Source organism: Cryobacterium sp. (assembly GCF_025463825.1).
Lineage (GTDB): Bacteria > Actinomycetota > Actinomycetes > Actinomycetales > Microbacteriaceae > Cryobacterium.
Map to the genome: position 1 here is coordinate 1 of NZ_JAODBG010000091.1, position 26208 is coordinate 26208.

General features: G+C 69.2%; 24 protein-coding genes and 2 pseudogenes. 14 read left to right on the forward strand and 12 right to left on the reverse strand.

Annotated elements, in window-relative coordinates; genetic code table 11:
• Positions 1 to 175 precede the first annotated feature (175 nt).
• Positions 176 to 1513: an extracellular solute-binding protein gene (locus tag JWP54_RS11005; RefSeq protein ID WP_297371769.1), complete on the reverse strand. Its 1338-nt coding sequence runs from the start codon at positions 1511 to 1513 to the stop codon at positions 176 to 178.
• A 179-nt stretch (positions 1514 to 1692) separates the two neighbouring features.
• Between JWP54_RS11005 and JWP54_RS11010 the strand changes: the two genes are divergently transcribed.
• Positions 1693 to 2721 (forward strand): LacI family DNA-binding transcriptional regulator, encoded by a 1029-nt coding sequence (locus JWP54_RS11010; protein WP_297371772.1) that lies wholly within the window; start codon positions 1693 to 1695, stop codon positions 2719 to 2721.
• A 21-nt stretch (positions 2722 to 2742) separates the two neighbouring features.
• On the opposite strand, the gene JWP54_RS11015 is transcribed toward JWP54_RS11010, so the two are convergent.
• Positions 2743 to 3669, reverse strand: a complete 927-nt coding sequence (locus JWP54_RS11015) for an LLM class F420-dependent oxidoreductase (RefSeq protein WP_297371775.1) — start codon at positions 3667 to 3669, stop codon at positions 2743 to 2745.
• On the reverse strand, positions 3666 to 4571 hold the full coding sequence (locus JWP54_RS11020; protein ID WP_297371778.1) for a DNA methyltransferase: 906 nt from the start codon (positions 4569 to 4571) through the stop codon (positions 3666 to 3668). Before JWP54_RS11020 ends, JWP54_RS11015 begins: the two co-directional genes overlap by 4 nt.
• A gap of 34 nt (positions 4572 to 4605) precedes the next feature.
• Between JWP54_RS11020 and JWP54_RS11025 the strand changes: the two genes are divergently transcribed.
• The gene (locus JWP54_RS11025) at positions 4606 to 4926 is read left to right on the forward strand and encodes a GNAT family N-acetyltransferase (RefSeq protein ID WP_297371781.1); all 321 of its coding nucleotides are present in this window, start codon (positions 4606 to 4608) and stop codon (positions 4924 to 4926) included.
• 23 nt (positions 4927 to 4949) lie between these two features.
• Here the strand turns inward: JWP54_RS11025 and JWP54_RS11030 are convergent, their stop codons facing one another.
• Complete coding sequence (locus JWP54_RS11030; protein ID WP_297371784.1) at positions 4950 to 5999, reverse strand: biotin/lipoate A/B protein ligase family protein; 1050 nt, start codon at positions 5997 to 5999, stop codon at positions 4950 to 4952.
• A 10-nt stretch (positions 6000 to 6009) separates the two neighbouring features.
• Positions 6010 to 6903, reverse strand: a complete 894-nt coding sequence (locus JWP54_RS11035; protein WP_297371787.1) for an alpha/beta fold hydrolase — start codon at positions 6901 to 6903, stop codon at positions 6010 to 6012.
• Positions 6904 to 7025: 122 nt separating this feature from the next.
• On the opposite strand from JWP54_RS11035, the gene JWP54_RS11040 reads away from it, so the two are divergent.
• On the forward strand, positions 7026 to 7508 hold the full coding sequence (locus JWP54_RS11040) for a MarR family transcriptional regulator (protein ID WP_297371790.1): 483 nt from the start codon (positions 7026 to 7028) through the stop codon (positions 7506 to 7508).
• A 5-nt stretch (positions 7509 to 7513) separates the two neighbouring features.
• The gene (locus tag JWP54_RS11045) at positions 7514 to 8893 is read left to right on the forward strand and encodes an MFS transporter (RefSeq protein WP_297371793.1); all 1380 of its coding nucleotides are present in this window, start codon (positions 7514 to 7516) and stop codon (positions 8891 to 8893) included.
• 22 nt (positions 8894 to 8915) lie between these two features.
• Here JWP54_RS11045 and JWP54_RS11050 read toward each other — a convergent pair whose 3' ends face one another.
• From JWP54_RS11050 to JWP54_RS11065, 4 genes are all read right to left on the reverse strand, one after another.
• Positions 8916 to 10016: an ABC transporter permease gene (locus JWP54_RS11050; RefSeq protein WP_297371796.1), complete on the reverse strand. Its 1101-nt coding sequence runs from the start codon at positions 10014 to 10016 to the stop codon at positions 8916 to 8918.
• Positions 10013 to 11029: an ABC transporter permease gene (locus JWP54_RS11055; RefSeq protein ID WP_297371800.1), complete on the reverse strand. Its 1017-nt coding sequence runs from the start codon at positions 11027 to 11029 to the stop codon at positions 10013 to 10015. The genes JWP54_RS11050 and JWP54_RS11055 overlap by 4 nt, the downstream gene beginning before the upstream one ends.
• Complete coding sequence (locus JWP54_RS11060; RefSeq protein ID WP_297371803.1) at positions 11026 to 12579, reverse strand: sugar ABC transporter ATP-binding protein; 1554 nt, start codon at positions 12577 to 12579, stop codon at positions 11026 to 11028. The genes JWP54_RS11055 and JWP54_RS11060 overlap by 4 nt, the downstream gene beginning before the upstream one ends.
• Positions 12580 to 12647: 68 nt before the next feature.
• Positions 12648 to 13616, reverse strand: a complete 969-nt coding sequence (locus tag JWP54_RS11065) for an autoinducer 2 ABC transporter substrate-binding protein (protein WP_297371806.1) — start codon at positions 13614 to 13616, stop codon at positions 12648 to 12650.
• On the opposite strand from JWP54_RS11065, the pseudogene JWP54_RS11070 reads away from it, so the two are divergent.
• Positions 13570 to 14127 (forward strand): annotated as a pseudogene (locus tag JWP54_RS11070) (TIM barrel protein); the annotation flags it as partial. The gene JWP54_RS11065 and the pseudogene JWP54_RS11070 sit on opposite strands and share 47 nt — an antisense overlap.
• Positions 14128 to 14380: 253 nt before the next feature.
• On the opposite strand, the pseudogene JWP54_RS11075 reads toward JWP54_RS11070, so the two are convergent.
• Together JWP54_RS11075 and JWP54_RS11080 are read right to left on the reverse strand one after the other, a co-directional pair.
• A pseudogene (locus JWP54_RS11075) lies at positions 14381 to 14587 on the reverse strand (rhamnose isomerase); the annotation flags it as partial.
• A 123-nt stretch (positions 14588 to 14710) separates the two neighbouring features.
• Positions 14711 to 15721: a LacI family DNA-binding transcriptional regulator gene (locus tag JWP54_RS11080; RefSeq protein WP_297371809.1), complete on the reverse strand. Its 1011-nt coding sequence runs from the start codon at positions 15719 to 15721 to the stop codon at positions 14711 to 14713.
• A gap of 147 nt (positions 15722 to 15868) precedes the next feature.
• Here JWP54_RS11080 and JWP54_RS11085 point away from each other — a divergent pair, with 147 nt between their 5' ends.
• From JWP54_RS11085 to JWP54_RS11125, 9 genes are all read left to right on the forward strand, one after another.
• Positions 15869 to 16246: an L-rhamnose mutarotase gene (locus JWP54_RS11085; RefSeq protein ID WP_297371811.1), complete on the forward strand. Its 378-nt coding sequence runs from the start codon at positions 15869 to 15871 to the stop codon at positions 16244 to 16246.
• 183 nt (positions 16247 to 16429) lie between these two features.
• Positions 16430 to 17596, forward strand: coding sequence for an L-rhamnose isomerase (rhaI, locus tag JWP54_RS11090; protein ID WP_297371814.1), 1167 nt, complete (start codon positions 16430 to 16432; stop codon positions 17594 to 17596).
• A 2-nt stretch (positions 17597 to 17598) separates the two neighbouring features.
• Positions 17599 to 18486: an alpha/beta hydrolase fold domain-containing protein gene (locus JWP54_RS11095; RefSeq protein WP_297371818.1), complete on the forward strand. Its 888-nt coding sequence runs from the start codon at positions 17599 to 17601 to the stop codon at positions 18484 to 18486.
• Positions 18483 to 20519 (forward strand): bifunctional aldolase/short-chain dehydrogenase, encoded by a 2037-nt coding sequence (locus JWP54_RS11100; protein ID WP_297371821.1) that lies wholly within the window; start codon positions 18483 to 18485, stop codon positions 20517 to 20519. The genes JWP54_RS11095 and JWP54_RS11100 overlap by 4 nt, the downstream gene beginning before the upstream one ends.
• Positions 20520 to 20557: 38 nt before the next feature.
• Positions 20558 to 21985, forward strand: a complete 1428-nt coding sequence (locus JWP54_RS11105) for a rhamnulokinase family protein (protein WP_297371823.1) — start codon at positions 20558 to 20560, stop codon at positions 21983 to 21985.
• Between the two features lie 59 nt (positions 21986 to 22044).
• A complete protein-coding gene (locus JWP54_RS11110; protein WP_297371826.1) occupies positions 22045 to 22440 on the forward strand; it encodes a sortase in 396 nt (131 codons plus the stop codon).
• Between the two features lie 79 nt (positions 22441 to 22519).
• Positions 22520 to 22888: a LysR family transcriptional regulator gene (locus JWP54_RS11115; RefSeq protein ID WP_297371828.1), complete on the forward strand. Its 369-nt coding sequence runs from the start codon at positions 22520 to 22522 to the stop codon at positions 22886 to 22888.
• Between the two features lie 109 nt (positions 22889 to 22997).
• Positions 22998 to 23741: a GntR family transcriptional regulator gene (locus JWP54_RS11120; RefSeq protein ID WP_297371831.1), complete on the forward strand. Its 744-nt coding sequence runs from the start codon at positions 22998 to 23000 to the stop codon at positions 23739 to 23741.
• A gap of 55 nt (positions 23742 to 23796) precedes the next feature.
• A complete protein-coding gene (locus JWP54_RS11125; protein ID WP_297371834.1) occupies positions 23797 to 25071 on the forward strand; it encodes an alpha-hydroxy acid oxidase in 1275 nt (424 codons plus the stop codon).
• A 27-nt stretch (positions 25072 to 25098) separates the two neighbouring features.
• Here the strand turns inward: JWP54_RS11125 and rocD are convergent.
• Positions 25099 to 26208, reverse strand: a 1110-nt coding sequence (gene rocD / locus JWP54_RS11130) for an ornithine--oxo-acid transaminase (RefSeq protein WP_297371837.1), incomplete at its 5' end; no start/stop codon positions are given.

Below are 26208 nucleotides of genomic sequence, written 5' to 3' on the forward strand. Positions count from 1 at the left end.
CACAACCAAGCCCTCGTCGCCCTCGCCCGCAGGCGCTGCGACGTCCTCTACGCAATGCTCCGCGACGGCACCCTCTACCAAGCCGACCACCAGCTTGCCGCTTGACAAGAACATAGGGGCACCCCCCGACGCCTGGATTCGGCGCCGGGGAGCCCGGTCGAGCGGATTCTTGCTGCTATTTGTTGGTGATGAGCTGGTCGAACAGCGTCATGGCGTCGTCCCAGGCCTTGTCGCCCGATACTCCCGTGTCGAGCGCGATCGCAGACGGTCCGAAGACCTGTTCCTGGATGGTGGAGTCGTCCTGGCCCTTGAACTGGGCCTTCACTCCGTCGGCACGCTTGGTGAGGATGTCGGCGATCGGCGCACCGTTCAAGAATGCGGTCACACCCGTCGCTTCAGCGAGAGCGGGATCGGTCTGTGCTGCCGTAACGCTCGGGAACGGGCCCTGCGCCTGGAACTCGGCGACCTGCTGGTCGGCGTCGGTCAACCAAGCGGCCAGATCGGCGGCTTCCTGCGGGTGCTTGGACTGCACCGGAACGGTCAAGAACGTTCCACCCCAGTTAGCGGGTCCACCGGGGAAGACATCGGCGAAGTCCCAACCTTCGGTTGCGCCGGTGGCGTCGCCACCGGCGGTCTTCACCTGACCCTGCACGTTACCGAGCATCCAGCCCGGGCACATGAAGGTCGCGAAGGTTCCGTCGATGAACGACTTGCCGGTGTTCCAGTCCCACTGCTTCTGCGCGGCGGAGAGACCGGCGGTGTTGGCGTCGGCCAGCTTGGTCCAGGCCGCCTTCAAGTCGGCGTTGTCGACGACGTTAAGTTCACCGTCCGCGGTGTAGTAACCCTCGTCCATCTGGTTCACCATGGAGTTCCAGATGAAGCCGGACTGGTCGAACCAGGCCTTGCCGGTGGCCTTCTGGTACTGCTCGCCGAGAGCGAAGTAGCCGTCCCACGTGGCGTCGGCCCCGCCGAGGAGCGCGGCGACCTCAGCACGGTCGGTCGGCAGACCGGCTGCGGCGGAGGCCTTGCTGTTGTAGCAGATGCCCTCCGGTCCAATGTCGGTGCCGTAACCGACGATGCGACCATCCGCGTCTGTGCCCTGGGCGAGCTTCCACGGTACCCAACGGTCCTTGATCTTGTCGGCGCCAAAGTCGGAGAGGTCGACGAACTGGTCGGAAACATCCATGATCGATCCAAGCCAGCCTTCTTCGACGGCCGTGACATCGGAGAGCCCGCTTCCGGCGGCGATCGTGGTGAAGGCATCCGTGCGAGCGTTTCCGCCGGTGTCGATGTTGTTCGCCTTGATGGTGATGCCGGGGTTGGCTGCCTCGTACTCGGCGTAGAGGTCGGCCATGCCCATGCTGCCGAAGGTCGTGACGGTCAGCTCGATCGCGTCGTCACCGGCGGCGTCGCCGGTTCCGGCCGACGAACAACCCGTCGCGATGAGGGCGAAGGAAGCGGCGCAGGCTCCTGCGGCGCCAACCTTGGTGCGTTCTGAGAACTTCTCTTTCACTCCTTTGTGTGCGTGTGCTGCGATTGCAAGACATACCGTTCTGAAAGTGCTCTCTGATCCGACCGCGAGAGCGCTCTCGTCGAGAGCCGTCGCCCTAAGCCAGGTGGAGCAGGCTTGTCAAGATGAACCGGACTAGCGGGCGCGCCCGGCACCGGCACCAGCGCAAATAGAATGACGCCATGACATTGCGAACCCGGAGTGCGCGTCCACCGCAGCCCACCCTCGAGATGGTGGCCGCGGATGCCGGTGTGTCCAGGGCAACAGTCAGCCGGGTCGTCAACGGTTCGCCCAAGGTACGGCCGGAAGTCGTGGAGTCCGTCAACGCTGCGATCGAACGGCTGAACTATGTGCCCAACCGGGCGGCGCGCTCGCTCGCGAGCCACCACACCCAGTCCGTCGCCCTCATCGTCCCCGGGGACATGACCAAGTTCTTCGGCGATCCCTACTTTGCCGCCGTCGTGCAGGGCATCACCAACCGACTGGACGAGAGCGACTACACGCTGAATCTGCTGGTCGCGTCGAGCGACCCGCGACACAAGACCATGCGCTACCTCCGCTCAGGCAACGTCGACGGTGCACTGGTCATCTCCCACCACACCGGAGACGATTTCGTCGCGAACCTCGAGACCGCCATGCCCGTCGTCTTCGGTGGCCGCCCGACGAACCACTCCGGGCGCAACAACTACTTCGTCGACGTCGACAACATCGCCGGGGCGGTCAGCGGAGTCCAGCACCTGATCGACCTCGGCCGGCGGCGCATCGGCACCATCACTGGTCCCGTCGACATGCCCGCCGGAATCGACCGGCTCACCGGGTTCCGCCACGCCCTCGACGAGGCCGGCCTGCCCGGGGACGCCATCGAACACGGCGACTTCACCGCCGCAGGCGCCGCCGCCGCGACCCGGCGACTGCTCGAGCGCCACCCCGACGTCGACGCCCTCTTCGTCGCGAGCGACCTGATGGCGGTTGGCACCATGGGAGTCCTTGCCGAGAAGGGCCGTCTGGTGCCGCGGGACATCGCCGTCGTGTCCTTCGACGACAGCCCCGCGGCCACGTCCGGCCCGATCTCGCTGACCACGGTGAGCCAGCCGTCCAAGGAAATGGGCTTCGCGATGGCCGACCTGCTCCTGCGCCTGCTCGCCGATGACGAGGCCGTGCCGCACCACAACATCATGCCGACCCGCCTGGTACTGCGCGAATCAGCGTGATCCCGTGCCCGGTCAGCGGGTTCAGCCCAGCTGCGGCACAACCTCGCGGGCGATGAAGTCCAGGTGGTCGAGGTCGGCCAGGTCCATGATCTGCAGGTAGACGCACTCCACGCCGTCCTCGGCGAGCGCTCCGAGCCGATCGACGATCTCACCGGCCGTTCCGGCCACCCCGTGTTCGCGGAGTTCGGCGGGTTCGCGGCCCACGGCGGCGGCGCGGCGGGAGAATTCCGCCTCGTCCGCGCCGGTGACGGCGATGAGCGCGGTCGAGTAGACGAGTTCCCGCGGGTCGCGGCCCAGGGCCTCGCAGGCGGCCCGCACCCCGGCGAACTTTCCGGGAATGTCAGCGAACTCGGGGAACGGCAGGTTGAACTCGGTGGCGAAGCGCGCGGCCAGCGCGGGTGTGCGCTTGGCACCGCCGCCACCCACGATGACGGGCACCCCGGCCTGGCTGGGCTTGGGCAGGGCGGGCGAGTCGACCAGCGTGTAGTGCTCGCCGGCGAAGCTGTAGGTCTGCCCGACGGGGGTCTCCCACAGGCCGGTGATCACCTCGAGCTGCTCCTCGAGCATGCCGAAGCGCTTGGCCGGGAACGGGATGCCGTAGGCCAGGTGCTCCTGCTCGAACCAGCCGGTACCGAGGCCGAGCTCGACCCGGCCGCCCGACATCTGGTCGACCTGGGCCACCTGGATCGCCAGGACCCCTGGCGGGCGGAAGGTGAGCGAGGAGACCAGGGTCCCCAGGCGGATGCGCTCCGTCTCCCGGGCCAGCCCGGCCAGGGTGGTCCAGGCATCCGTCGGCCCGGGCATCCCGGAGGCGTTCTCGCCCATCGCGAGGTAGTGGTCGGAGCGGAAGAAGGCGTCGAAACCGAGCTGTTCGGTGGCCTGGGCCACCGCGAGGATGTCGTCGTAGCTGGCGCCCTGCTGGGGCTCGGTGAAGATGCGGAGTCTCATGCCCCCAGTCTTGCCGCCCGGTCGTCGTCGACGAAATCGACCTCGGGCAGGGCGCCGAGCCGCTCGTGCATCACGGCCAGCGACTCCGGGTTCTGGTCGATGAGCAGGAATTTGCGGCCGAGTGCTGCGGCGACCGCGCCCGTCGTGCCGCTGCCGGCGAAAAAGTCCAGCACCCAGTCGCCTTCCCGGCTGGACGCCTGGATGATGCGGCGCAGGATTCCCACCGGCTTCTGGGTGGGGTAGCCGGTCTTCTCCTTGCCCGTCGGCGACACGATGGTATGCCACCAGACGTCGGTGGGCAGCTTGCCCTTGGCCACCTTCTCCGGCGTGACCAGGCCCGGCGCCATGTACGGCTCGCGGTCGACGGTGCGTGAGTCGAAGTAGTACGCCTGCGGGTTCTTCACGTAGACCAGGATCGTGTCGTGCTTGGTGGGCCAGCGGTTCTTGGACTTCGCGCCGTAGTCGTAGGCCCAGATGAGTTCGTTGAGGAAGCAGTCCCGGCCGAAAAGCGCGTCGAGCAGCACCTTGGCGTAGTGCGCCTCCCGGTAGTCCAGGTGCAGGTAGAGCGTGCCGTCGTCGGCGAGGAGTCGCCAGGCCTCGATCAGGCGCGGCTCCAGGAACGCCCAGTAGTCCTCGAACTGGTCGTCGTAGCCGAGCAGGTCGCCCTTGATCCGCTCGTAGCGCTGCCCCTTGAAGCCGGTGATGGTGCCGGCGGCGTGCGCCCCGGTGGCCAGAGTGCTCCGCACCGAGGTGGTGGCCTGACGTTTCTGGACCCGGCCGGTGTTGAACGGCGGATCGAGGTAGATGAGGGTGAACGAGCCGTCGGGCAGCGTGGGCAGCACCTCCAGATTGTCGGCCTGGACGACTCGGCTGGGAGAGAACTGAGTCCACGCGTTTGGCATTCCCTCATTCTGTCAGTCGGCCTACGCTGATCCGATGACGATCGACAAGATGACCCGTGAGGATGCCGCCGCCGATGTGGTGCATGACGCCGACCTTTCGCGCTACACGCTGTGGCTGGACGGCGAGCCGGCCGGCCTGGCCGACTACCGCCTGGTGGGGGGAGAGATCCGGTTCATCCACACCGAGGTCGATCCCGCCAAGCGTGAACACGGCCTGGCCGGCGTGCTTGTCGAGCAGGCCCTGGATGACGTTCGCACCCGCACGGACCTGACCGTGGTGGCGGAGTGTCCCTTCGTGGCGGGCTGGATCGACCAGCATGCCGAGTACCAGGACCTGCTCAGCCGCGGCCGGTAGCCGGCCACGACGCTTCCCGGTCGTTAGGGTACGCGGCCGATCCACTCGTCGGTGCTGAATTTGCTTTCCACGAGGTCGGCGGCCTTGGCGTACTCCTCGTCGGTGATCTCGCCCGGCACCGCCCCGTAGAGGCTCGTGAACGTCTGCTTCATCTTGTCGATGATTTCCGCCCGGCTCAGCCCGGTCTGGCTGCGCAGCGGGTCCACCCGCTTGGCCGCACTCGTGATGCCCTTGTCGCTGAGCTTCTCCCGGCCGATGCGGAGCACCTGCACCATCTTCTCGCCGTCCATGTCGTAGCTCATCGTGACGTGATGCAGCACGGCGCCGCTGCCGAGTCGCTTCTGGGCGGCGCCGCCGATCTTGCCGGTGGGGCTCGTGATGTCGTTGAGGGGCTGGTAGTGCGCGTCGATGCCCAGGGATTTGAGCGCCGTGATGACCCACTCGTCGAGGAAGGCGTAGGAGTCGGCGAAGCTCATCCCGTGCACGAGCTCGGTGGGCGCGTAGATCGAGTAGGTGATCACGGAGCCGGCCTCCATGAACATGGCGCCGCCACCGGATACCCGGCGCACCACGGTGAAGCCATACTTCTCCGCGTTTTCCGGGTCGACTTCGTTCTTGAGGGACTGGAAGCTGCCGATGACGACGGCGGGCTCATTCCACTCCCAGATGCGCAGGGTGGGGCTGCGGCGACCCTCGCCCACCTCGACGGCGAGCACCTCGTCGAGTGCCATCTGCATCACCGGCGGCACTGCCTGGGTGTGGATGAGCTGCCACTCGTAGTCGCGCCAGCCGCTGGCGTGGGCAAGCGAGCGACGGATGGCGACGGCCACGGACTCCGGGGAGAAGCCGAGCAGGGTGGCCTGGGGCGGCAGCGCCGCCCGCACCACGCCGGCGATGGTCGCGGCGTCGCTGTCGGCGGCGAGGCCGTTCACCGCGGCATTGATGTCCTCGAGGGCGTCGTCGGGCTCGAGAAAGAAATCGCCGGCCAGGCGGAAATCGGTGATGACGTTGTCGACGACGTCGAGATCGACCACCACGAGCTTGCCGCCCGGAACCTTGTATTCACCATGCATGAGCCCCAGCCTAATCGTCGGCCGGATCCTGCTGCACGGCGGCCGGAAGGTGGGCGTCGAGCCAGGCGACCAGGTCGGCCAGCACCTCGTCGCGGTTGGTCTCGTTGAAGACCTCGTGCCGGGCACCGGGGTACACGATCAGCCGCACATCCGTCAGGCCCGATCGCCGGTTGTACGCGGCCACCAGCTTCCGCGCGCTGCGTTCCCCGCCCACCGGGTCGTCGCCGCCGACCAGAATGAGCACGGGCAACGCGGCGGGAAGCCGCCGGGCGGGCCGGCCCAAGATCCGCGCGGCGTCGCGCAGGCCGAACAGCTTCGCCAGTGGCACGCTCGTAGTCAGCGGATCGGCAACGAACGCGGCCGCCACGGCCGGGTCCCGGCTCAACCATTCCGCACCAGTGGTGCCGAGGTGCTTGTGCCCGGTGTTGAGGTCACCGCTGTTGACATAGCCGGGCCAACGGAACGCCGTGCCGGTGAGCACGACGGCCTGGTAGTCGTGCGGATGCGCGTTGACGATCATTTGCGCCATGAGCGAGCCCCAGCTGTGGCCGAGCAGCACCAGCGGCACTGGTGGCCGGCCCGGCTCGGCTTGTTCGGCCACCGCATGCCGGATCACCCCGGTGAACCTGTGCACGGCCGCGACGACGGCGCGGAGGCCGCCCGGGCCCGGCTTCCCGAGCTGGTCGGCGTCGCCGCGGTGCTGCTGCATCCCGGTCTGGCCGTGGCCGCGGTGGTCATCCGCGTAGACCGTGTAGCCGGCCGCGTTCAGCGTGCGGGCCACTTCGCGGTAGCGCAGCGCGTGCTCCCCCACCCCGTGCACGAGTTGCACGATGGCGCGCGGATGGTCGACCGGCCAGGCGTAGTACACGATCGGCACGCCGTATTCGTCAATGAAGGTGGGCACGGCCTCATTCTGCCGCAGAACTCCCCTTCCTGTTCCCCCAACTGTTCCCCATGCGGACACAGTTGAGGGAATCGGGGCGGCCGGGAATCATTAGCATGGCTAATTTGTTAGGCTAAGTAATCATGACTTTTCTTTCTTCGCCCGCCCCCGGGCACCCCAGTGCGCCCGCCACGCACGCCCCGCGCCGGACGGTCGCGGAGCTCAGCCACGATTTCCGCCTCGCGAACGGCCGGCTGGCCCGCCGGGTGCGCCAGGAGCAGGCCGACAACGAGCTGACCAGCGGCCAGTTCTCCGCCCTGGGCGCGGTCTTCCGGCTCGGTCCGATGACCCTCAGCGCGCTCAGCGAGGAGGAGCGGGTCACCCCGCCCTCGATGAACCGCACCGTCAACGCGCTCGTGGAGGCCGGCCTGGTCGACCGCGTCGGCTCCGCCGAGGACGGCCGCAAGGTCGTGCTCACCGTCACCGACAGCGGTCATGCCCTGGTCCGCGAGACCCGCAGGCGCCGCGACGACTGGATCGCCAAGCGCATCCTGCACCTCACCCCCGAACAACGCCAGGTACTGGCCGCCGCCACCGACATCATGAAGGAGCTCGCCAACAGTTGAGTGCAATGTTCCGCTCCCTGAGCGTGGTCAATTACCGGATCTGGTTCGCCGGCGCCCTGGTGTCCAACGTGGGCACCTGGATGCAGCGCACGGCCCAGGACTGGATCGTGTTGACCCAGCTCACCGACCACAACGCCACCGCGGTGGGCATCGTGATGGCCCTGCAATTCGGGCCGCAGCTGCTGCTGATGCCGTGGTCCGGACTCATCGCCGACCGGTTCGACCGTCGCAAGCTGCTGATCCTCACCCAGACGCTGATGGGCCTGCTCGGCCTGGGCCTGGGCATCATCACCGTCACGGGCGTTGTCGAGCTGTGGCACGTGCACCTCTTCGCCCTCGCCCTGGGCGTCGTCGCCGCGATCGACGCTCCGGCACGGCAGACCTTCGTCTCCGAGCTCCTGCCCGACGACAACCTCTCCAACGCGGTCGCCCTCAACTCGGCATCGTTCAACGGAGCCCGGCTGATCGGCCCCGCCGCAGCTGGTCTGCTCACCGTGGCCGTCGGGGCCGGCTGGGTATTCCTGATCAACGCCGTCACGTTCGGCTTCACCGTCCTGGCGATGCTGCTGCTTCGCACCAAGGACCTCCGCACGCAACCCCGAGCGCCCCGGGAGCGCGGCCAGCTCGTGGCCGGGTTCCGGTACGTCTGGAAACGGCCGGACATCGTCGCCGTGCTGATCACGGTATTCCTGGTGGGCACCTTCGGCTTCAACTTCGCGATTTTCACCTCCACGATGGCCACCGTCGAGTTCGGCATGGGCGCCAGCGAGTTCGGCATGCTCAGCTCCATCATGGCGGTGGGCAGCGTGGCCGGCGCCCTGCTCTCGGCCCGACGCAGCCGGCCGCGGATGCGCCTGGTGGTGGGCGGCGCGTTCTTTTTCGGCCTCACCTGCGCGATCGCCGCTCTGATGCCCAACTACATCACCTTCGCCATCTCGCTCGCGTTCGTGGGGCTCACCTCGCTGACGCTGATGACCACCGCGAACGCCTACGTGCAGACCACCACCGAACCGGCCATGCGCGGCCGGGTGATGGCGCTGTACATGGCCATCTTCGCCGGCGGCACCCCGCTCGGCGCTCCCCTGGTGGGCTGGGTCGCCGACCAGTACGGCCCGCGCTGGGCGATCGGCGTCGCCGCGGTCTCGGGCCTCCTGGCCGCCGCCGCCGTGCTGTTCTGGATGATCCGCTACCAGCGACTGCGGGTCCGCTCTCGCCCGCGCAGCTCACCCCGCAGCGCACCGCGGTTGCATGTGCGGCACCGTGGCGACGGCCACCCGCTCACCTCGGCCATCCGCGTGGTGTCGACGAAGGCCGCCGCAGCCGAACGGGACCGCGAAACCGCGACCCGCGAGATCGCCGTGGTCGAAGCGACCAGCCCCCGTTAGCCGCACCACCGAAGCGCACGGGTCAGATTCCGCCGTATATGCGTTTGGTGAGCCCGTTCAGCAGCGACGCGAAGATCAGCACGGCGCCCAGCGCCAGCAGCTGGAACCGGGTGCCGTCGTTGCCGGGCAGCGTCAGCAGGATGCTGGCGTTGATCCAGACGATCAGCAGGGTGGACAAGACGATGCCGGCCACCCGGCCGATGCCGCCGGTGATGGCAACGCCGCCCAGCACCGCGATGGTGATCGCCGGCAGCGCCATGCCGTTGCCGCTGGTACCGGCGTCCGGGCGGGCCGAAGCGAACTGGGCGACCGTGACCACCGCGACCAGACCCGAGATGACCCCGGATGCGACGTAGACGGCCAGTCGGTTGGGGTTCACGTTGATGCCCGACCAGGTCGCCGCCACGTTGTTGGTGCCGAGCGCGTACAGCCGGCGGCCGAAGGTCGTCTTGTTCAGGAGCAGCCAGACGACCACGATGGTGGGGATCAGGAACGTGAAGATGCCCAGTGGCACCAGCGGCAATGACCCGCCGACCAGCGGGATCTCCACGGATTTCGCCGCCGAGTAGAAGTCCCGGATCACCGGCGAGTTGACCGGTTTCTGGTCGCTCACCACCAGGGCCAGCGACCGGTAGGCGTAGTAGGTGGCGAGGGTGGCGATCAGCGGCGGGAAGCCGATGTAAGCCACCAGGACCCCGTTGACGGCGCCGCACACGCCGCCGACCACGACGGCCAGAATCAGGGCCGCGATCAGGCTCCAGCCCCAGAGTCCGTAGGCGTAGCCGAAAACCACCCCGGTGAGTGAGACCATCGATCCCACCGACAGGTCGATCCCGCCCCTGCCCGACAGGATCACCATCAGCTGGGCCAGGCCCAGCATTGCCAGCGGCACCGCGCTGATCAGGGCGGCGGCGAGGTAGTCGGAGTTGAACGATCCGCTCAGCAGTCCGGCGGCATCCAGGATGCTCATGACGATCAGCAGCAGCACGATGAGCACGACCAGGAGCGCCACCCGTTGGGTGAGCAGGGCCTCAAGGCCACGGGAGAACAGGCCGCGGCGTTCCCGGGGCGCCTCCGCCGGGGCGCCGGACGGCGGTGCCGTTGAGTTCGATGTGACGGTCATGATGCCTTCCTGGCCCGCTGGCGGAGCAGGTCCGTGCCCACGGCGATGATGATGAACAGCCCCACGAAGAGGTTGGCCAGCTGCGACGGCCAGCCGATCTGGGTCACTCCGGACGTCACCGTCTGCACCAGGATCGCCCCGAGCAGGGTGCCGATCACCGATCCGCGGCCACCGAGGATGGAGGTGCCGCCGATCACGACGGCGGCAATCACGGCGAGCTCTCGTCCAGAGCCGACGGCCTGGTCGAGGGTGGACGTTCCGGCGGCGATGAAGAAGCAGGCCGCGAGGCCCACCAGGGCGCCGGTCAGCGCGTAGGCGGCGAGGATCCGCGGCTGCACGGCGATGCCTGCCAGCCGGGCGGCCTGCGCGTTGCCGCCGATCGCGAACAGGTTGCGGCCACCGGAGGTGTGCCGCAGATACCACCAGGCCACCGCGACGATGACGACGGTGATGAGGAAGCTGTGCGGGATACCGAAGGTGCGCCCTGCCTCGCCCCGGCCGAAGACGTCGAAGGTGCCGGGGATGCCGTTGACGGTGGACGACCCGAACACCCGCAAGGCCAGGAATTGGAACACGTTCGCGGTGCCGAAGGTGATGATGATGGCGTGCACCCGGCCATAGGCGATGAGCACCCCGTTGAGCAGGCCGAGCAGCAGGCCCAGCCCGATGGAGAGGCCGATGGCCAGCGGCAGTGCCAGGTCCAGGTCAACCAGGCTTTTCGCCGTGACGACCGCACAGAGCATGATCGCCCCGCCCACCGACACGTCGATCCCGGCGGTGATGATGATGAAGGTCATGCCCACCCCGATGAGCGCGATCGGCGCCACCGACACCAGCAGCGGCCGGATCGATCCGGCGGTGAGGAACGCAGGAGTGAAAATGCCCAGCAGGATCCAGAGCAGGGCGATCACCCCCACCAGCACCAGCTCCTGGCCGGTCACCGGCGGGGGCAGGACGCGGCGGGCGGTGGCCCGTGCCGCTGGGACGGATGCACCGTGCTGGTCGACGCTCATGCGGACTCCTTCGTGGTCGATGGTCCTGCGGTCTCTGCGCCGGAGGCGGCGGCCAGGACCTCGACCTGGGTCGCATCGGGCCGGAACTCCGCCGCGACCTCGCCGGATCGCACCACCAGGATCCGGTCGGAGATGCGGAGTACCTCGCCGAGGTCGCTGGTGACCACGAGTACCGCGGTGCCTTCGTCGGCCAGCCGGGAGATGATGCGGTGGATCTCCTCCTTCGCCCCCACATCGACTCCCTGCGTCGGCTCGACGAGCACGAGCAGGCGGGGGCGCTTGACGAGTTGGCGGGCGAGGACCACCTTCTGGGCATTGCCGCCGGACATCGCGCTCAGCGGCTGGTTCTGGCTCGGCGTCTTCACGGCCAGCCGGTCGATGAACTTCCGGGCGATGTCCCGTTCCCTGCGCCGGGTGACCCAGCCGGGCAGCTTGCTGAGCAGTTTCAACTCCCCCGCGATGATGTTGAAGGCGATGCTCTGGAAGGAGAACGAGCCCTGCGCCGACCGATTGGCCGGCAACAGGTGGATGCCCAACCTGCGCGCCTTGGCCGCGGAGTGGATGGCCACGGGCTGCCCGGACAGCAGCATCCGCCCGCTCGTGGCCCGGTCGATTCCGTAGACGACGCTGGCGATGTCGCCCGCGCCGGAGCCGACGAGCCCGTAGAGCCCCACGATCTCGCCCGAGCGCACGGTGAGGCTCACGTCGGCGAACCGGCCGACACTGGAGAGGCGGTCCAGCTCGAGAACGACCTCGCCGCCGGCCGCACTCTGCTGGGGCCGGGACTCGCTGAGCACCCCGCCGACCATGAGCTCGGCGATCTGACGCACCGAGAGGTCGCCGATCGCCTCGGTGGTGATGGTGCGGCCGTCGCGCATCACGGTCACCACGTCGGCGATGCGGAACAGTTCGTCGAGCCGGTGGGAGATGTAGATGACGGCGACCCCGGATGCCGTCAGCCGGCGGATGACGGCGAAGAGCACGTCGATCTCGGAGTCGGTGAGGATGGCGCTGGGTTCGTCGAGGATGAGCACCGTGGCCTCCCCGGCGAGCGCCTTGGCGATCGAGACCTGCTGTTGCTCGGCGATGGACAGGGTGCCGACGGGCACGGTGGCGATCCGGTCCGGCAGCCCGACGGTTCCCAGCAGGTCGTGCATATGGTCGGCCTGCGCCGTCCAGTCGATGGGCAGCCCGCGCTTGAGTTCCCGGCCGACGAACACGTTCTCCGCCACGCTGAGCTCGGGGAACAGCTGGGGTTCCTGGTAGACGGTCTGCACGCCGAGTTTGATCGCGTCCGCGGTGGAGGCGATCGTGGTGGTTTCCCCGTTGAAGGCGATGCTGCCCGCATCCGCCCGTTCGGCGCCGGCGATGATCTTGATCAGGGTGGACTTGCCGGCGCCGTTCTCACCGACCAGGGCGTGCACGGTGCCCGGCCGCACGGCGAAGTCGGCGTGCCGGATGGCGCGGACACCGCCGTAGCTCTTGACGATGTCCCGCAGCTCGAGCCGAAGCGCGGGCTCGACCACGGCCTGGCCGTTCTCTGCGCTCACGGCCGACTCCTTCCGGATTGGTGCGGGTGGGTGCGGGCCGAGGCGGAAGGCCCCGGCCCGCAGCCGGATCAGTAGTCGAACTCGGCGACGTTGTCCTTGGTGATTTCCAGCGGCGGCCCGAGCAGCAGCACCTTCGTGTCGGCGTCGTATTCGACGGCCGACAGGTCGTCGCTGACGTCGTTGGTCGCCTCGAACTCGTTGCCCTCGGCCAGTTGCAGGCCGGCCCAGGCGGTGAGGTAACCCAGGTTCTGCACGTCCCAGAGGATGGAGGCCGAGGAGGAGCCGTCTTCGAGGTACGGCGCCATCGACATCGGTGTGCCCAGGCCCACGGTGAAGACCGAGCCGATCTTGCCCGCGTCCTTGACCGCTTGGGCGACGCCGGGTGCCGACGAGGTGCACTCCCCGACGAGACCGGTGAGGTCGGGGTTGGCGTTCATCAGGTCGGTCGCCATCGAGGTGGCGGCGGCCTGGTCCTCACCGGCGTAGACGATGTCGACGATCTCACCGCAGGAGACGATGGCGTACTTGCCGGAGCCGCCCATCGCCGTCATCAACGAGTCGGTCAGCGCCTGGCCGATCCCTTCGACGGAGGCCTGGTTCACGAACACCTCTCGCACCGAATCGGGGGCGTCCGTGTCGCTGGTGGCCAGCTGGATGCCCTTGTCGGCAGCCTCCTGCAGCAGCGGCGCCATCGAGTCCGGGTCGTTCGGGGCCACAATGAGGGCGTCGACGTCCTGCTGGATGAACGAGCGCACGATGTCGGCCTGCGCCGCCGCATCCGCCGTGGTGGGCCCCTGGTACAGCCATTCGATGCCCAGCTCCTCTGCGGCCTTCTGACCGCCGGAGTCCATGGCTTCGAAATAGGGGATGCCCTGAAGCTTGGGCACGAAGGCGACTCTGATGGGCTCGTCGGAGCCCGAAGTCGAACCAGCACTGCCGCCGCCCGAGTCGTCGTTACGGGTGGTGTAACCGGCAAAGGTCATGGTGGCGATGAGCGCAATCGCGCCTGCTGCGAGGACTTTCCTGGTGTGGATCACTGTTCTGTCTCCTTGGTTCAGTTCGCTCGAGCAGAGCGCGGACACCGATATCAGCAGCGAAGACCCCGACGTGGTAGCCGCGGGGGAAAAGAAGCTGATCACGGCCGTCGAGATTCTCAGCGAGCTTGACGCGGAGTACTTCGTCGGCGTCCTGTACAGCCAGCTGGCGAAGTACCCGGCGCCGGCCACGGCGCGCGGCCGCGCCAACAGCATGGAGGTGCTGCGGCGGGTGGCCGAGCGCGCCGCCGGCCTCGGCATCCGGTTGGGTCTCGAGGTGGTCAACCGCTACGAGACCAACGTGCTCAACACCGCCGGCCAGGCCCTGGCCTACCTGGACGAACTGGACCACCCGAACGTCGGAGTGCACCTGGACAGCGATCACATGAACATCGAGGAGTCGGACATGATGGGCCCGGTGCTGGCCTGCGGGCAGCATCCGCTCCTGGCGCAGCAGGGCGTAGTCGACGGCCCAGGAGTCCACGCCGATGCTGACCAGCCCGGGCTCGTCGGCGACCGCTGTCGCCAGGCCCGCGATCACGTTGCGGTACAGCTGCACGATGTTCCGGTGCAGCGCCGCCCTTCCTTCTCATTGACCCGGGTGGGCCCGTTGGAAAGCGCGCCACCGAGCGCGGTCGCAGTTCGTTCCGCCGATTCGGTGGTGGTGCGGGGATGGTGCAGAGACAACTGTTGCCGGTGCGGACAAGTGCACCCGGTGTGCGGGGCACAATTGTCTGCAGCGGCAACAGTTGGGCGACTCCGGTGGGTCAGGCGGCCCAGCTGGCCTGCTGGCCGCCGACGAGGCCGGCGGAGATCTTCTCCTGGTAGCCGGATGCGGCGTAGGCCGCCATCGGGTCGCCGGCACGTCCGCAAGATTCGCGCCAGGCGGCGAGGTCCGGGCGCACATCGGCGTAGAAGGCGTCCATCATGATGGCGTTGGAGCCGCGCGCGTCACCGGCGGCCTGGGCGGTGGCTGCAGGCGATCGAACGGGAAGGCTACCCGGAAGAGTTCCCCGACGAGACCGCACCCTCCGCAGCGGAAGAGCCTGTCGCGGTGCCGGTGCGCTGACCCCGGGGCCGCCGTCGAAGGACGGCGGTCAGGAGACCGTGGAGGCGCGGACGACGAGCTCGGGCTGGAACACAACCTGCTCAGGCACGAAGTCCGCGCCGGCCTCGGCCTCCCGGAGCAACAGCTCGACGGCCGTCGACCCGATCAGCGCGCTCGGCTGGCGGATCGAGGACAACGGCACAACGGCGGCGGACGCGAAGGCGATATCGTCATAGCCGATCAGGGCGATGTCCTGCGGCACCCGCACCTCGCCGAGCATGCTGAACGCCTGCAGTACGCCGAGGGCCAGCAGGTCGTTGGCCGCGAACACCGCATCGGGCCGCTCGTGAGCCGGTCGGGCGCGGATCGCCTCGCCCGCACTGCGTCCCTCCAGCACCGACAACGACGCCGTCTCGACAACTTCCAGGGTCACCCCCGGGTGCTCGGCCACCGCGCGCCGGGCGCCCTCCAGCCGGTCGGTGACCTGGCGGATGGTGTGCTGGCCGCCGACGAAGGCCAGCCGGGTCCGCCCCAGGCCGATCAGGTGGCCGGCCGCCAGGTGCCCGCCGAAGACATCGTCGACAGCCACGGACGAAAAGCTGCGGTCCTCGATCTGGCGGTCCACCAGGACGGTGGGGGTGCCCCGCAGCCGCAGCCGGGTGAGCTGCTCGCCGGTCTCGCCCAGCGGGGTGATCAGCACGCCGTGCACCCGCTGTTCCTCGAACAGGTCGAGGTAGGCGCTCTGCCGCGCGACGGTCTCGTCGCTGTTGCCCAGCAGCACCGTGAGTCCGGCCTGGGCGGCGCGGTCTTCCGCACCCCTGGCCAGGTCCGTGAAGAACGGGTTGCCCACGTCGAGCACGACGAGGCCGATGCTGCGGCTGCGGCCGGCGCGCAGCTGACGGGCGGCATCATTCCGCACGAAGCCCAGCAACTCGATCGCGGCCTGCACCCTCGAGAGGGTGCCGGCCGACACCTTGGCCGGGCTGTTGAGCACGTTGGACACCGTGCCGACCGAGACGCCTGCCTCTGCCGCCACCTCGCGGACGCTGATTGATGCCACCTGTACTCCTTCGCCGCGAATTCACCTGAAGTGTAGCCGTTCGGGGTGAAACGAATCAGTTTTGACCGGCTGTTGTACGCATCCGCCGACATGGTGCATCATTGAATCGATTCACTTAGCCGGTCCCCGATTGGAGCACCGCCCTCAATGACGAGCACGAGCCGCACCCAGCGCGTATGTTTCCAGCTTCAGGTGAAGCCCGAATGCATCCCGGAGTACACCAGGCGGCACGCCGCCGTGTGGCCCGGCATGCTTCGGGCCCTCGCCTCGACCGGCTGGAACAACTACTCACTCTTCCTGCGGCCGGACGGCCTGCTGATCGGCTACCTCGAGACCGAGGACCTCGCCGCCGCGCAGGCCGGCATGGCCGCAACCGAGGTCAACGCCCGTTGGCAGGCCGAGATGGGCGCCTTCTTCGTGGCCCTCGACGGCGCCCCTGATACCGGCTTCCTCCAGCTCACCGAGGTGTTCAACCTCGACGACCAGATCCGTGCGCTCGAATCGGTCGCGCCCGAGCGGTCATAACCACGGAGTTGCTCGAGGGCGGGCCGTCGCGACGCGCACGGCCGGCCCTTTTCGCGCCCCAGGTCCCGGGCAACAGAAGACCGTTGACGGATTGACTCGTTGAAACGATTCATATAGACTACCCAGACTCGAGTTCACCTCCCTCGGGTCCCTCGCCAGCGATCACACAGAAGTGGCCAATTCATGACGACGTTCGATTCCATCGCCCCCCAGCTCGCCGACCAGGCCATCGAACTGCCCTCGTGGGCGTTCGGCAACTCCGGCACCCGATTCAAGGTCTTCAGCACTCCCGGCACCCCGCGCACCATCCAGGAGAAGATCGCCGACGCCGCCACCGTGCACCGGCACACCGGCCTCTCCCCCAAGGTCGCGCTGCACATCCCGTGGGACAAGGTCGACGACTACGCAGCGTTGCGTGAGTTCGCCGGCGAGCGGGGCCTCACCCTCGGCACCGTGAACTCCAACACCTTCCAGGACGACGCCTACAAGTTCGGCAGCCTCACCCACGTGGACCCAGCCGTCCGCCAGAAGGCGATCGACCACCACTTCGACTGCATCGACATCATGCACGCCACCGGCTCACAGGACCTCAAGATCTGGCTGGCCGACGGCACCAACTACCCCGGCCAGGGCGACATCCGCGGCCGCCAGGATCGCCTCGCCGACTCCCTCGGCAAGATCTACCAGCGCATCGGCCAGGACCAGCGCCTGGTCCTGGAGTACAAGTTCTTCGAGCCGGCGTTTTATCACACCGATGTGCCCGACTGGGGAACCTCCTACGCCCAGGTGAGCGCCCTCGGCGAGCGCGCCCTCGTCTGCCTTGACACCGGCCACCACGCCCCCGGCACCAACATCGAGTTCATCGTCGCCCAGTTGCTGCGCCTCGGCAAGCTCGGTTCGTTCGACTTCAACTCCCGCTTCTACGCCGACGACGACCTCATCGTCGGTGCGGCCGACCCGTTCCAACTGTTCCGGATCCTCTACGAAGTCATCCGCGGCGGCGGCTTCGGTCCGGACTCCCCCGTCGCCTTCATGCTCGACCAGTGCCACAACGTCGAGGACAAGATCCCGGGCCAGATCCGCTCGGTGCTCAACGTGCAGGAGATGACCGCCAGGGCGCTGCTCGTCGACCGTACAGACCTCACTGCGGCGCAGGACGCCGGCGACGTGCTCGGGGCCAACGGGATCCTGATGGATGCCTTCTACACGGACGTGCGGTCGGACCTGGCTGCCTGGCGCGAGACCCGGGGACTGCCGGCCGACCCGATGGCGGCCTACGCGGCATCCGGCTACCAGGCGAAGATCGCCGGAGACCGGGTGGGCGGCCAGCAGGCCGGCTGGGGCGCCTGAGCATGACCGACCGGGACCTCACCGGTCCGCACGGTCCAATCCCCGTGCGGATCTACCCAGCCCGGGGCGACACCGCCGGTTTCGCCCCCGGCCTCGTCTGGCTGCACGGCGGCGGCTTCGCGTACGGCGACCTCGACATGCCGGAGGGCGACTGGGTCGCCCGGCAGCTCGCCGGTCGCGGCATCGGCGTGGTGTCGGTGGCCTACCGGCTGGCGCCCCAGCTGGCCTTCGAGGACGACGGCGCCCTGGGCGAGGATGGCGCGCACTTCCCGGTGCCCTCCGACGACGTGCTCGCCGCGTTCACCTGGACCGTCGACCACGCGGCAGAGCTCGGCCTGAATCCGGAGTCGATCTCCCTCGGCGGGGCGAGTGCCGGGGCGGCACTGGCCGCCGGCGCCTCCCTGCGCCTGCGCGACGCCGGCCAGCACACGCCCGCCCAGGTCCTGCTGGCCTACCCGACCGTGCACGCGGCGCTGCCCGAGCCCAGCCCCGAACTGGCGGCGAAGCTCAGGAACCTGCCGGAGGACCGGCTCTTCCGCCCCGAAGCGGTGGCCAGGATGAACCTCAACTACGTGCAGGACCCGGCCGCGCTGGCGAATCCGCATGCCTTTCCCGGCGGCCACGACCTCACCGGCCTGCCCCCGACCCTGATCCTCAATTCCGAGCGCGACAGCCTCCGCTCCTCCGGCGAGGCCTACGCCGACGAACTGGACACGGCCGGCGTTCACGTCACCTGCCTGTTCGAGCCTGACACCACCCACGGGCACCTGAACCAGCCCGACAGCCCCGCCGCCCTCGCCAGCATCGCCACGATGGCCGACTGGCTACTCTCCCCGCTCGACTCCACCCTCCAATCCCATGTCCCCTCCAGCATCAAGGAAGCCTCATGACCAACTCCACAACAGCAGAGCTGATCACCCGTTCCAACCGGCTCGGCGCCGACCCGAAGAACACCAACTACGCCGGCGGCAACACCTCGGCCAAGGGCACCGAAATCGACCCCGTCACCGGCGACACGGTCGAACTGCTCTGGGTCAAGGGCTCCGGCGGTGACCTCGGTACGCTCACCGAGTCAGGGCTCGCCGTGCTGCGGCTCGACCGGATGCGCGCCCTCACCAACGTCTACCCCGGCGTCGGCCGTGAAGACGAGATGGTCGCAGCCCTCGACTACACCCTGCACGGCAAGGGTGGCGCCGCCCCGTCCATCGACACGCCCATGCACGGGCTGGTCGATGCCGCCCACGTCGACCACCTGCACCCGGACTCCGGCATCGCCATCGCGACCGCGGCCGACGGCGAGGCGCTGACCGCCACGATCTTCGGCGGCAAGGTGGTCTGGGTCCCCTGGCGCCGCCCGGGCTTCCAGCTCGGCCTGGACATCGCAGCGATCAAGGACGCCAACCCGGACGCCATCGGCTGCATCCTCGGCGGCCACGGCATCACCGCCTGGGGCGACACCAGCGAGGCATGCGAGGCGAACTCGCTCTGGATCATCCAGACCGGCACCGACTACATCGACGAGCACTCCAGCGCCGAACCGTTCGGCGCCGAACTGGCCGGCTACGCACCGCTGGTCGCGGCCGAGCGCCGCGCCAAGGCCGCCGCCCTCGCCCCCACCCTGCGCGGCCTGGTTTCCACCGACAGCGCCAAGGTCGGCCATTTCACGGATGCACCGGAGGTCCTGGACTTCCTCGCGCGCGCCGAGCACCCGCGCCTGGCCGCGCTGGGCACCAGCTGCCCCGACCACTTCCTGCGCACCAAGGTGAAGCCGCTGCTGCTCGACCTGCCGGCCGACGCCCCGGTCGAGGACGCGATCGCCCGCTTGCAGGAGCTGCACGAGGCGTACCGCGCCGACTACCAGGGCTACTACGACCGCAACAAGACCGACGACTCCCCCGCCATCCGCGGCGCCGACCCGCTCATCGTCCTCATCCCAGGGGTCGGGATGTTCAGCTACGGCGCGAACAAGCAGACCGCCCGCGTCGCCGGCGAGTTCTACCTCAACGCCATCAATGTGATGCGCGGCGCCGAGGGCCTCTCCAGCTACGCCCCGATCGACGAGGCCGAGAAGTTCAAGATCGAGTATTGGGCCCTCGAAGAGGCCAAACTGCAGCGGATGCCCAAGCCCAAACCCCTGGCCACCCGCGTCGCCCTGGTCACCGGTGCGGCCTCCGGCATCGGCAAGGCCATCGCCACCCGCCTCGCGGCGGAGGGCGCGTGCGTCGTGATCGCCGACCTCGACCTGGCGAAGGCGCAGGCCGCCGCCGCCGAGATCGGCACCGAAGACGTCGCGATCGGCGTGCAGGCCAACGTCACCGACGAGACGCAGGTGCAGGCCGGCGTCGACGCCGCCGTGCTCGCCTTCGGTGGCCTCGACCTGGTGGTCAACAACGCCGGCCTGTCGCTGTCGAAGTCGCTGCTGGAGACCACGGTGGCCGACTGGGACCTGCAGCACAACGTGATGGCCAAGGGCTCCTTCCTGGTCTCCCGGGCCGCCGCGAAGGTGCTCATCGACCAGAAGCTCGGCGGGGACATCATCTACATCTCCTCGAAGAACTCGGTCTTCGCCGGCCCGAACAACATCGCCTACTCGGCCACCAAGGCCGACCAGGCCCACCAGGTTCGCCTGCTCGCCGCCGAGCTCGGCGAATACGGCGTGAAGGTCAACGGCATCAACCCCGACGGCGTGGTGCGCGGCTCCGGCATCTTCGCCGGTGGCTGGGGCGCCAAGCGCGCCGCGGTCTACGGCGTGCAGGAGGAGGACCTGGGCAAGTACTACGCCCAGCGCACCCTGCTCAAGCGCGAGGTGCTGCCCGAGAATGTGGCCAACGCGGTGTTCGTGCTCTGCACGGCGGACTTGAGCCACACCACCGGGCTGCACATCCCGGTCGACGCCGGCGTCGCCGCCGCCTTCCTCCGGTGACCGGGGCGGTGCCCACGCGGGCGCGTGGGGCGGGCAGCGTGGCCGGCGGCAGCGTCGCGGCGGTCGACCTCGGCGCCTCGAGCGGCCGGGTCATGCTCGGTCACGTCGCGGCCAACCGGCTCGAACTGCACTCGGTGGCGCGGTTTCCGAACAACCCGGTGCGCACCATCGACGGTCTGCACTGGAACATCCTCGAGCTCTACCGCAATGCGCTCGTGGGGCTGCAGGCGGCGGTGCGCGAGGCCCCCGACCTGGCCAGCGCCGGCATCGACTCCTGGGCCGTCGACTACGCGCTGCTGCGCGGCGACCGGATGCTGGGCACCCCGTACCACTACCGGGACGACCGCACCGCGGCCGGTGTCGATGCCACCCATAATCGGGTCGCGCCGGCCGAGCTGTATAGCCAGAACGGTTTGCAGGTCCTGCCGTTCAACACGCTGTACCAGCTGGCCGCCGATCGCGCCGCGGGCGACCTCGATGCGGCGGACGGTCTGCTGCTGATCCCCGACCTGCTCGGGTACTGGCTGACCGGCCGCCGGGTCGCCGAACGCAGCAATGCGTCCACCACCGGCTTGCTGCACCCCGACGGCGGGTCGGCCGCCGGCTGGAACGACGCCCTCATGGCCGACCTCGGGCTGTCCCGCGACCTCTTCCCTGAACTGGTCTCCGCGGGCGAACGCATCGGGGCTCTGCTACCGGGCGTGGCCGCCGAGGTGGGTTCCGAGCGGCTCGAGCTGGTGGCGGTGGGGTCGCACGACACCGCATCCGCCGTCGTCGCCGTGCCGATGCTCACCGACGACTGCGCCTACATCTCCAGCGGCACCTGGTCCCTCGTCGGCGTGGAGCTGGGGTCCCCGGTGCTCACCGAGGCCAGCCGGGCGGCGAACTTTACCAACGAGGGCGGCGTCGACGGCCGGGTGCGCTACCTCCGCAACGTGATGGGGCTGTGGCTGCTCAGCGAGTCGATCCGCAGCTGGGAACGCGCCGGCGAGCAGGTCGACCTGACCAGCCTCCTCGCCGAGGCCGCCGCGCTGCCCGGGCCAGGCATCCTCTTCGACGTCGACGACGCCCGCTTCCTGGCGCCGGGTGACATGCCGGCCCGCATCGAGGGGTACCTCCTCGAGCAGGGCCTGCGCCCGCCGGCCAGCCGGGCCGAACTGGTGCGCAGCATCGTGGAAAGCCTCGCGGCCGCCTACGCCCGCACCCTCCGTACCATCACCGAGCTTTCCGGCCGCACGGTGCGCACCGTCCACATCGTGGGCGGCGGTTCGCAGAACGCGCTGCTCTGCCAGCTCACCGCGGACCACACCGGCCTGACGGTCCTGGCCGGCCCGGTCGAGGCCACCGCCATCGGGAACGTCCTGGTGCAGGCCCGCGCCCAGGGTTTCGCGAGAGGCAGCCTGGAGGGCCTGCGGGACCTGGTGCGGCAGGCGTTCGGGCCTCGGCGCTACCAGCCGACACGGTGAAGCGTGGTTCTGCACGATAACATTTCACCCTAGGCAGAGCGACAGATCGGCGGGCACGGGTGGACCTTCACGACATCGTGTCGATGCTCAGCGAGATCTTCACCATCGTCGGCCTGCTCGTTGGCATCCCGCTCTACATCGCGGGGCTGTCGATGCGCGGGTTCGGCGGCCGCTGGGTCGAGACCGACGGTGTCATCGCGGAGACCCAGCAGGGCCCGGTGATCCGCTGGTTCGACGCCACCGGAGAGGTGCACGAGGCGCTGGCCGACAGCCACGAGTCGGTCGCCCTCGTTCCGGGCGACGACATCACGGTGTGGTTCCGCTCGCACGCGCCCGCCCGCTGCCGCACCCACTCACCGGACCATGACGGCAAGGCCCTGCGCCTGACCGGACTCATTCTGATCGGCATCGGTGCCGGTTCGACCATCCTGGGCATCGTCCTGCTGTTCGTGTGAGTCCGGCGGCCGGGTGGAGGCCGTCGCGACCGCGTAGCCTGTACGAAGAGGTGCGCGACTGGCGCGTGCGGCTGAGAGGATGCCCGTGGACACCACACTGCTCCGGCGTTTCGTCGCCGTCGCCGAGGAGCTGGACATCGTCCGCGCCGCGAAGAATCTCAACGTGTCACGCACGACATTGATGAAGTCCATCGCCGCGCTGGAGACCGAGCTCGGCGTGCCCCTGTTTGAGCCGGCCTCCGACAACCCGTACCTCACCGAGGCCGGCATCGCGCTACTGGGCGAGTCCAAGGGGCTGCTCGCCTCCATGCCCCCGGCCGGCGGCCCGTCGCAGGGCTCCGGCAACGCGTCCGGCGGCGGCGGCAAAGCCAAGGCCTCGAAAGGCCGGGGCCGGGCGCCCGCCGTCAAGGGTCAGTCCGCCCCCGGCAAGCGCCGCCAGTCCCGCTGAGCCGGATTTCCGGTCTGGCAATTCGCCTGCTGGCTGGCTAGACTGTGTGGTCAGACCACATGGTCGCCGAGAGCAGTCGACCCGCCGCCCGCCAATGGAGGAGGACACCGTGACCGTCGATGACCGCCGCGCCTGGGAGACAGTGCTCGCGCACATCGAGAACGACCTGCTCTGGGGCCGGCTGAAGCCCGGCGACCGGCTGCCCGGCGAGCGCGCCCTGGCCGCAGATCTCGGGGTCGGCCGTTCGAGCGTGCGGGAGGCCATCCGGGTGCTCGAGGTGCTGGGGCTGGTCCGCACCAACGTCGGCTCTGGCCCGACCTCCGGCGCCATCATCGTCGCACTGCCCGGCGGCGGCATGAGCGCCCTGATGCGCCTGCAGGTCGCCGCCCAGGGATTCCCAGTGGCCGACATCGTCAAAACCCGGCTCGTGCTCGAAGCCGCCGTCGCGGCGGAACTCGCCGAGGCCGTCCTCACCGCCGCCCTGCACCCCGACACCGCGAACCCGGACCTCGGCCGATGTGTCCAGTGGCTCACCGCCATGGATGCCCCCGGCCTGAGCGAAGACGAATTCCTCGCCCTTGACGCCGCCTTCCACCTCTCCCTGGCCGAGGCCTGCGGAAACCAGGTCGTGATCGCCACCATGGCCGGGCTGCGGAATGCCATCGAGGGGTATGCGCGCGCCGGAGTCGCCCGGCTGGCGTCCTGGCCGGACACCTCGGCACGGCTGCGCGCCGAGCATCGCGGCATCCTCGCCGCCATCGAGGCCGCCGACCCCGCCGGCGCGCACAGCCTGGTGCACGCGCACATCTCCGGCTATTACGCCGAGACCCGGCTCACCGCGCCGGCCCACTGACCATCCGCCCAGATCCTCATCCCCGCCGACCCCACGCCCAGAACAGGACCCACCCATGGTTGATCGTCGCCTTCCGAAAATCAAAGACCTCGCCCCGCTGATGCAGTTCAAGGTGCCGGAGCTCAACGCGAAGAAGCGTCGCCTCGAGTCCGCGCTCACCATCCACGACCTGCGGGCCATCGCCAAGCGGCGCACCCCCAAGGCCGCGTTCGACTACACCGAGGGCGCCGCAGAGGCGGAGATCTCGCTGACCCGCGCCCGGCAGGCCTTCGAGGACATCGAGTTCCAGCCGTCGATCCTGCGGGACGTGTCCACGGTCTCCACCGGCTGGGACGTGCTCGGCGCGCCCGTGGCGCTGCCGTTCGGCATCGCGCCCACCGGTTTCACCCGGATGATGCAGACCGAGGGCGAGATCGCCGGCGCGCACGCGGCGGCGAAGGCGGGCATCCCGTTCTCGCTGTCCACCATGGGCACCACCGCGATCGAGGACGTCAAGGCCGCCAACCCGAACGGCCGCAACTGGTTCCAGCTGTACATGTGGAAGGACCGCGACCGGTCGATGGCGCTCGTGGAGCGGGCGGCCGCTGCCGGCTTCGACACCCTCCTGGTGACCGTGGACGTGCCCGTGGCCGGCGCCCGCCTCCGCGACAAGCGCAACGGGTTCTCCATCCCGCCGCAGCTCACCCTCGGCACCGTCGTGAACGCGCTGCCGCGCCCGGAATGGTGGATCAACTTCCTCACCACCGAACCGCTGGCCTTCGCCAGCCTCGACCGCTGGAGCGGCACCGTCGGCGAACTGCTGGACACCATGTTCGACCCCACCGTGACCTTCGAGGACCTGGTCTGGATCAAGGACCAGTGGCCGGGCAAGGTCGTCGTGAAGGGCGTGCAGAACCTCGCCGATGCGAAGAAGCTCGCCGACCTCGGCGTGGACGGCATCACCCTGTCCAACCATGGCGGCCGGCAGCTCGACCGGGCACCCATCCCGTTCCACCTGCTGCCGAGCGTGGCGCGCGAGGTGGGCAACGACCTCGAGGTGCACCTGGACACCGGCATCATGAGCGGCGCGGACATCGTGGCCGCCGTGGCGCTCGGCGCCCGGTTCACCATGATCGGTCGCGCCTACCTGTACGGGTTGATGGCCGGCGGCGAGGCCGGCGTGGACCGGGCCATCCAGATCCTCTCCGACCAGGTCGCCCGCACCATGCGACTGCTCGGCGTCAACTCGCTCGAGGAGCTCGAGCCCGCGCACGTGACCCAGCTGACCCGGCTGGGCCGCATCGACCCGCTGGCCGCGCACGCCGTCGACTCGCTGCCCGGCCGCTTCTGACGCCGGCGTCGCGGATGATGGCGCCGGTTACGCGGCGCCGAACTCCTCGAGCACTGCGGCGAGCTGGTCGACCGCCCAATCCAGGTCGTCCGCCTCGACCACCAGCGGCGGGGCGAGGCGGATGGTGGATCCGTGGGTGTCCTTGGCCAGCACGCCGCGCTCCATCAGCGCCTCGCAGACCGCGCGGCCCGTCGCCAGGGCGGGGTCGATGTCGATGCCGGCCCAGAGGCCCGCACCGCGCACCTCCATCACGCCGTGCCCCACCAGGCCGAGCAGCCGCTCGTGCAGGTGCCCGCCGAGGTCCCGCGCGCGACGCTGGTATTCGCCGGTGGCGAGCAGGTTCACCACGGCCAGGCCCACGGCCGCGGCCAGCGGGTTGCCGCCGAAGGTGGAACCATGTTCGCCCGGGCGCAGCACGCCCAGGATGTCGGCGTTGCCGACGACCGCGGAGACCGGCACGATGCCCCCGCCGAGGGCCTTGCCGAGCAGGTAGAGGTCCGGCACGACGCCGACCTGCTCCACGGCGAAGGTCGCCCCCGTGCGGCCGAGGCCTGACTGGATCTCATCCGCGATGAACAGCACGTTGTGCCGGGTGGTGAGCTCGCGGACCGCGGGCAGGTAGTCCGCGGGCGGCACCACGATGCCGGCTTCACCCTGGATCGGCTCGAGCAGCACGGCCACGGTGTTCTCGTCGATGGCCGCCTCCAGCGCCGCGGCGTCCCCGTACGGCACGGTGCGGAAGCCGGGGGTGAACGGACCGAAGTCGGCGCGGGCCGACTCGTCGTCGGAGAAGCTGATGATGGTGGTGGTGCGACCGTGGAAGTTGCCCCCGGCGACGATGATGTTCGCCATCCCCGCCGCGACGCCCTTCACCCGGTAGCCCCAGGCGCGGGCGAGCTTGATGCCGGATTCGACGGCCTCGGCGCCGGTGTTCATCGGCAGCACCATGTCCTTGCCGGCGAGCGTCGCGAGCGCCTCGACGAACGGGCCGAGGGCGGCCGAGTGGAAGGCGCGGCTCGTGAGCGTCACGCGGTCGAGCTGCTCGCGCGCAGCCGCCAGCAGCTCCGGGTTGCCGTGGCCGAAGTTGACCGCGCTGTATGCGGCCAGGCAGTCGAGGTAGCGGCGGCCGTGCACGTC

Coding starts and splice junctions, on each gene's coding strand:
- JWP54_RS11010 (WP_297371772.1), top strand. CDS start 1,693: ATGACATTGCGAACCCGGAGTGCGCGTCCACCGCAGCCCACCCTCGAG.
- JWP54_RS11015 (WP_297371775.1), bottom strand. CDS start 3,669: ATGAGACTCCGCATCTTCACCGAGCCCCAGCAGGGCGCCAGCTACGAC.
- JWP54_RS11020 (WP_297371778.1), bottom strand. CDS start 4,571: ATGCCAAACGCGTGGACTCAGTTCTCTCCCAGCCGAGTCGTCCAGGCC.
- JWP54_RS11025 (WP_297371781.1), top strand. CDS start 4,606: ATGACGATCGACAAGATGACCCGTGAGGATGCCGCCGCCGATGTGGTG.
- JWP54_RS11030 (WP_297371784.1), bottom strand. CDS start 5,999: ATGCATGGTGAATACAAGGTTCCGGGCGGCAAGCTCGTGGTGGTCGAT.
- JWP54_RS11040 (WP_297371790.1), top strand. CDS start 7,026: ATGACTTTTCTTTCTTCGCCCGCCCCCGGGCACCCCAGTGCGCCCGCC.
- JWP54_RS11045 (WP_297371793.1), top strand. CDS start 7,514: ATGTTCCGCTCCCTGAGCGTGGTCAATTACCGGATCTGGTTCGCCGGC.
- JWP54_RS11050 (WP_297371796.1), bottom strand. CDS start 10,016: ATGACCGTCACATCGAACTCAACGGCACCGCCGTCCGGCGCCCCGGCG.
- JWP54_RS11055 (WP_297371800.1), bottom strand. CDS start 11,029: ATGAGCGTCGACCAGCACGGTGCATCCGTCCCAGCGGCACGGGCCACC.
- JWP54_RS11085 (WP_297371811.1), top strand. CDS start 15,869: ATGACGAGCACGAGCCGCACCCAGCGCGTATGTTTCCAGCTTCAGGTG.
- rhaI (WP_297371814.1), top strand. CDS start 16,430: ATGACGACGTTCGATTCCATCGCCCCCCAGCTCGCCGACCAGGCCATC.
- JWP54_RS11095 (WP_297371818.1), top strand. CDS start 17,599: ATGACCGACCGGGACCTCACCGGTCCGCACGGTCCAATCCCCGTGCGG.
- JWP54_RS11100 (WP_297371821.1), top strand. CDS start 18,483: ATGACCAACTCCACAACAGCAGAGCTGATCACCCGTTCCAACCGGCTC.
- JWP54_RS11115 (WP_297371828.1), top strand. CDS start 22,520: ATGCCCGTGGACACCACACTGCTCCGGCGTTTCGTCGCCGTCGCCGAG.
- JWP54_RS11125 (WP_297371834.1), top strand. CDS start 23,797: ATGGTTGATCGTCGCCTTCCGAAAATCAAAGACCTCGCCCCGCTGATG.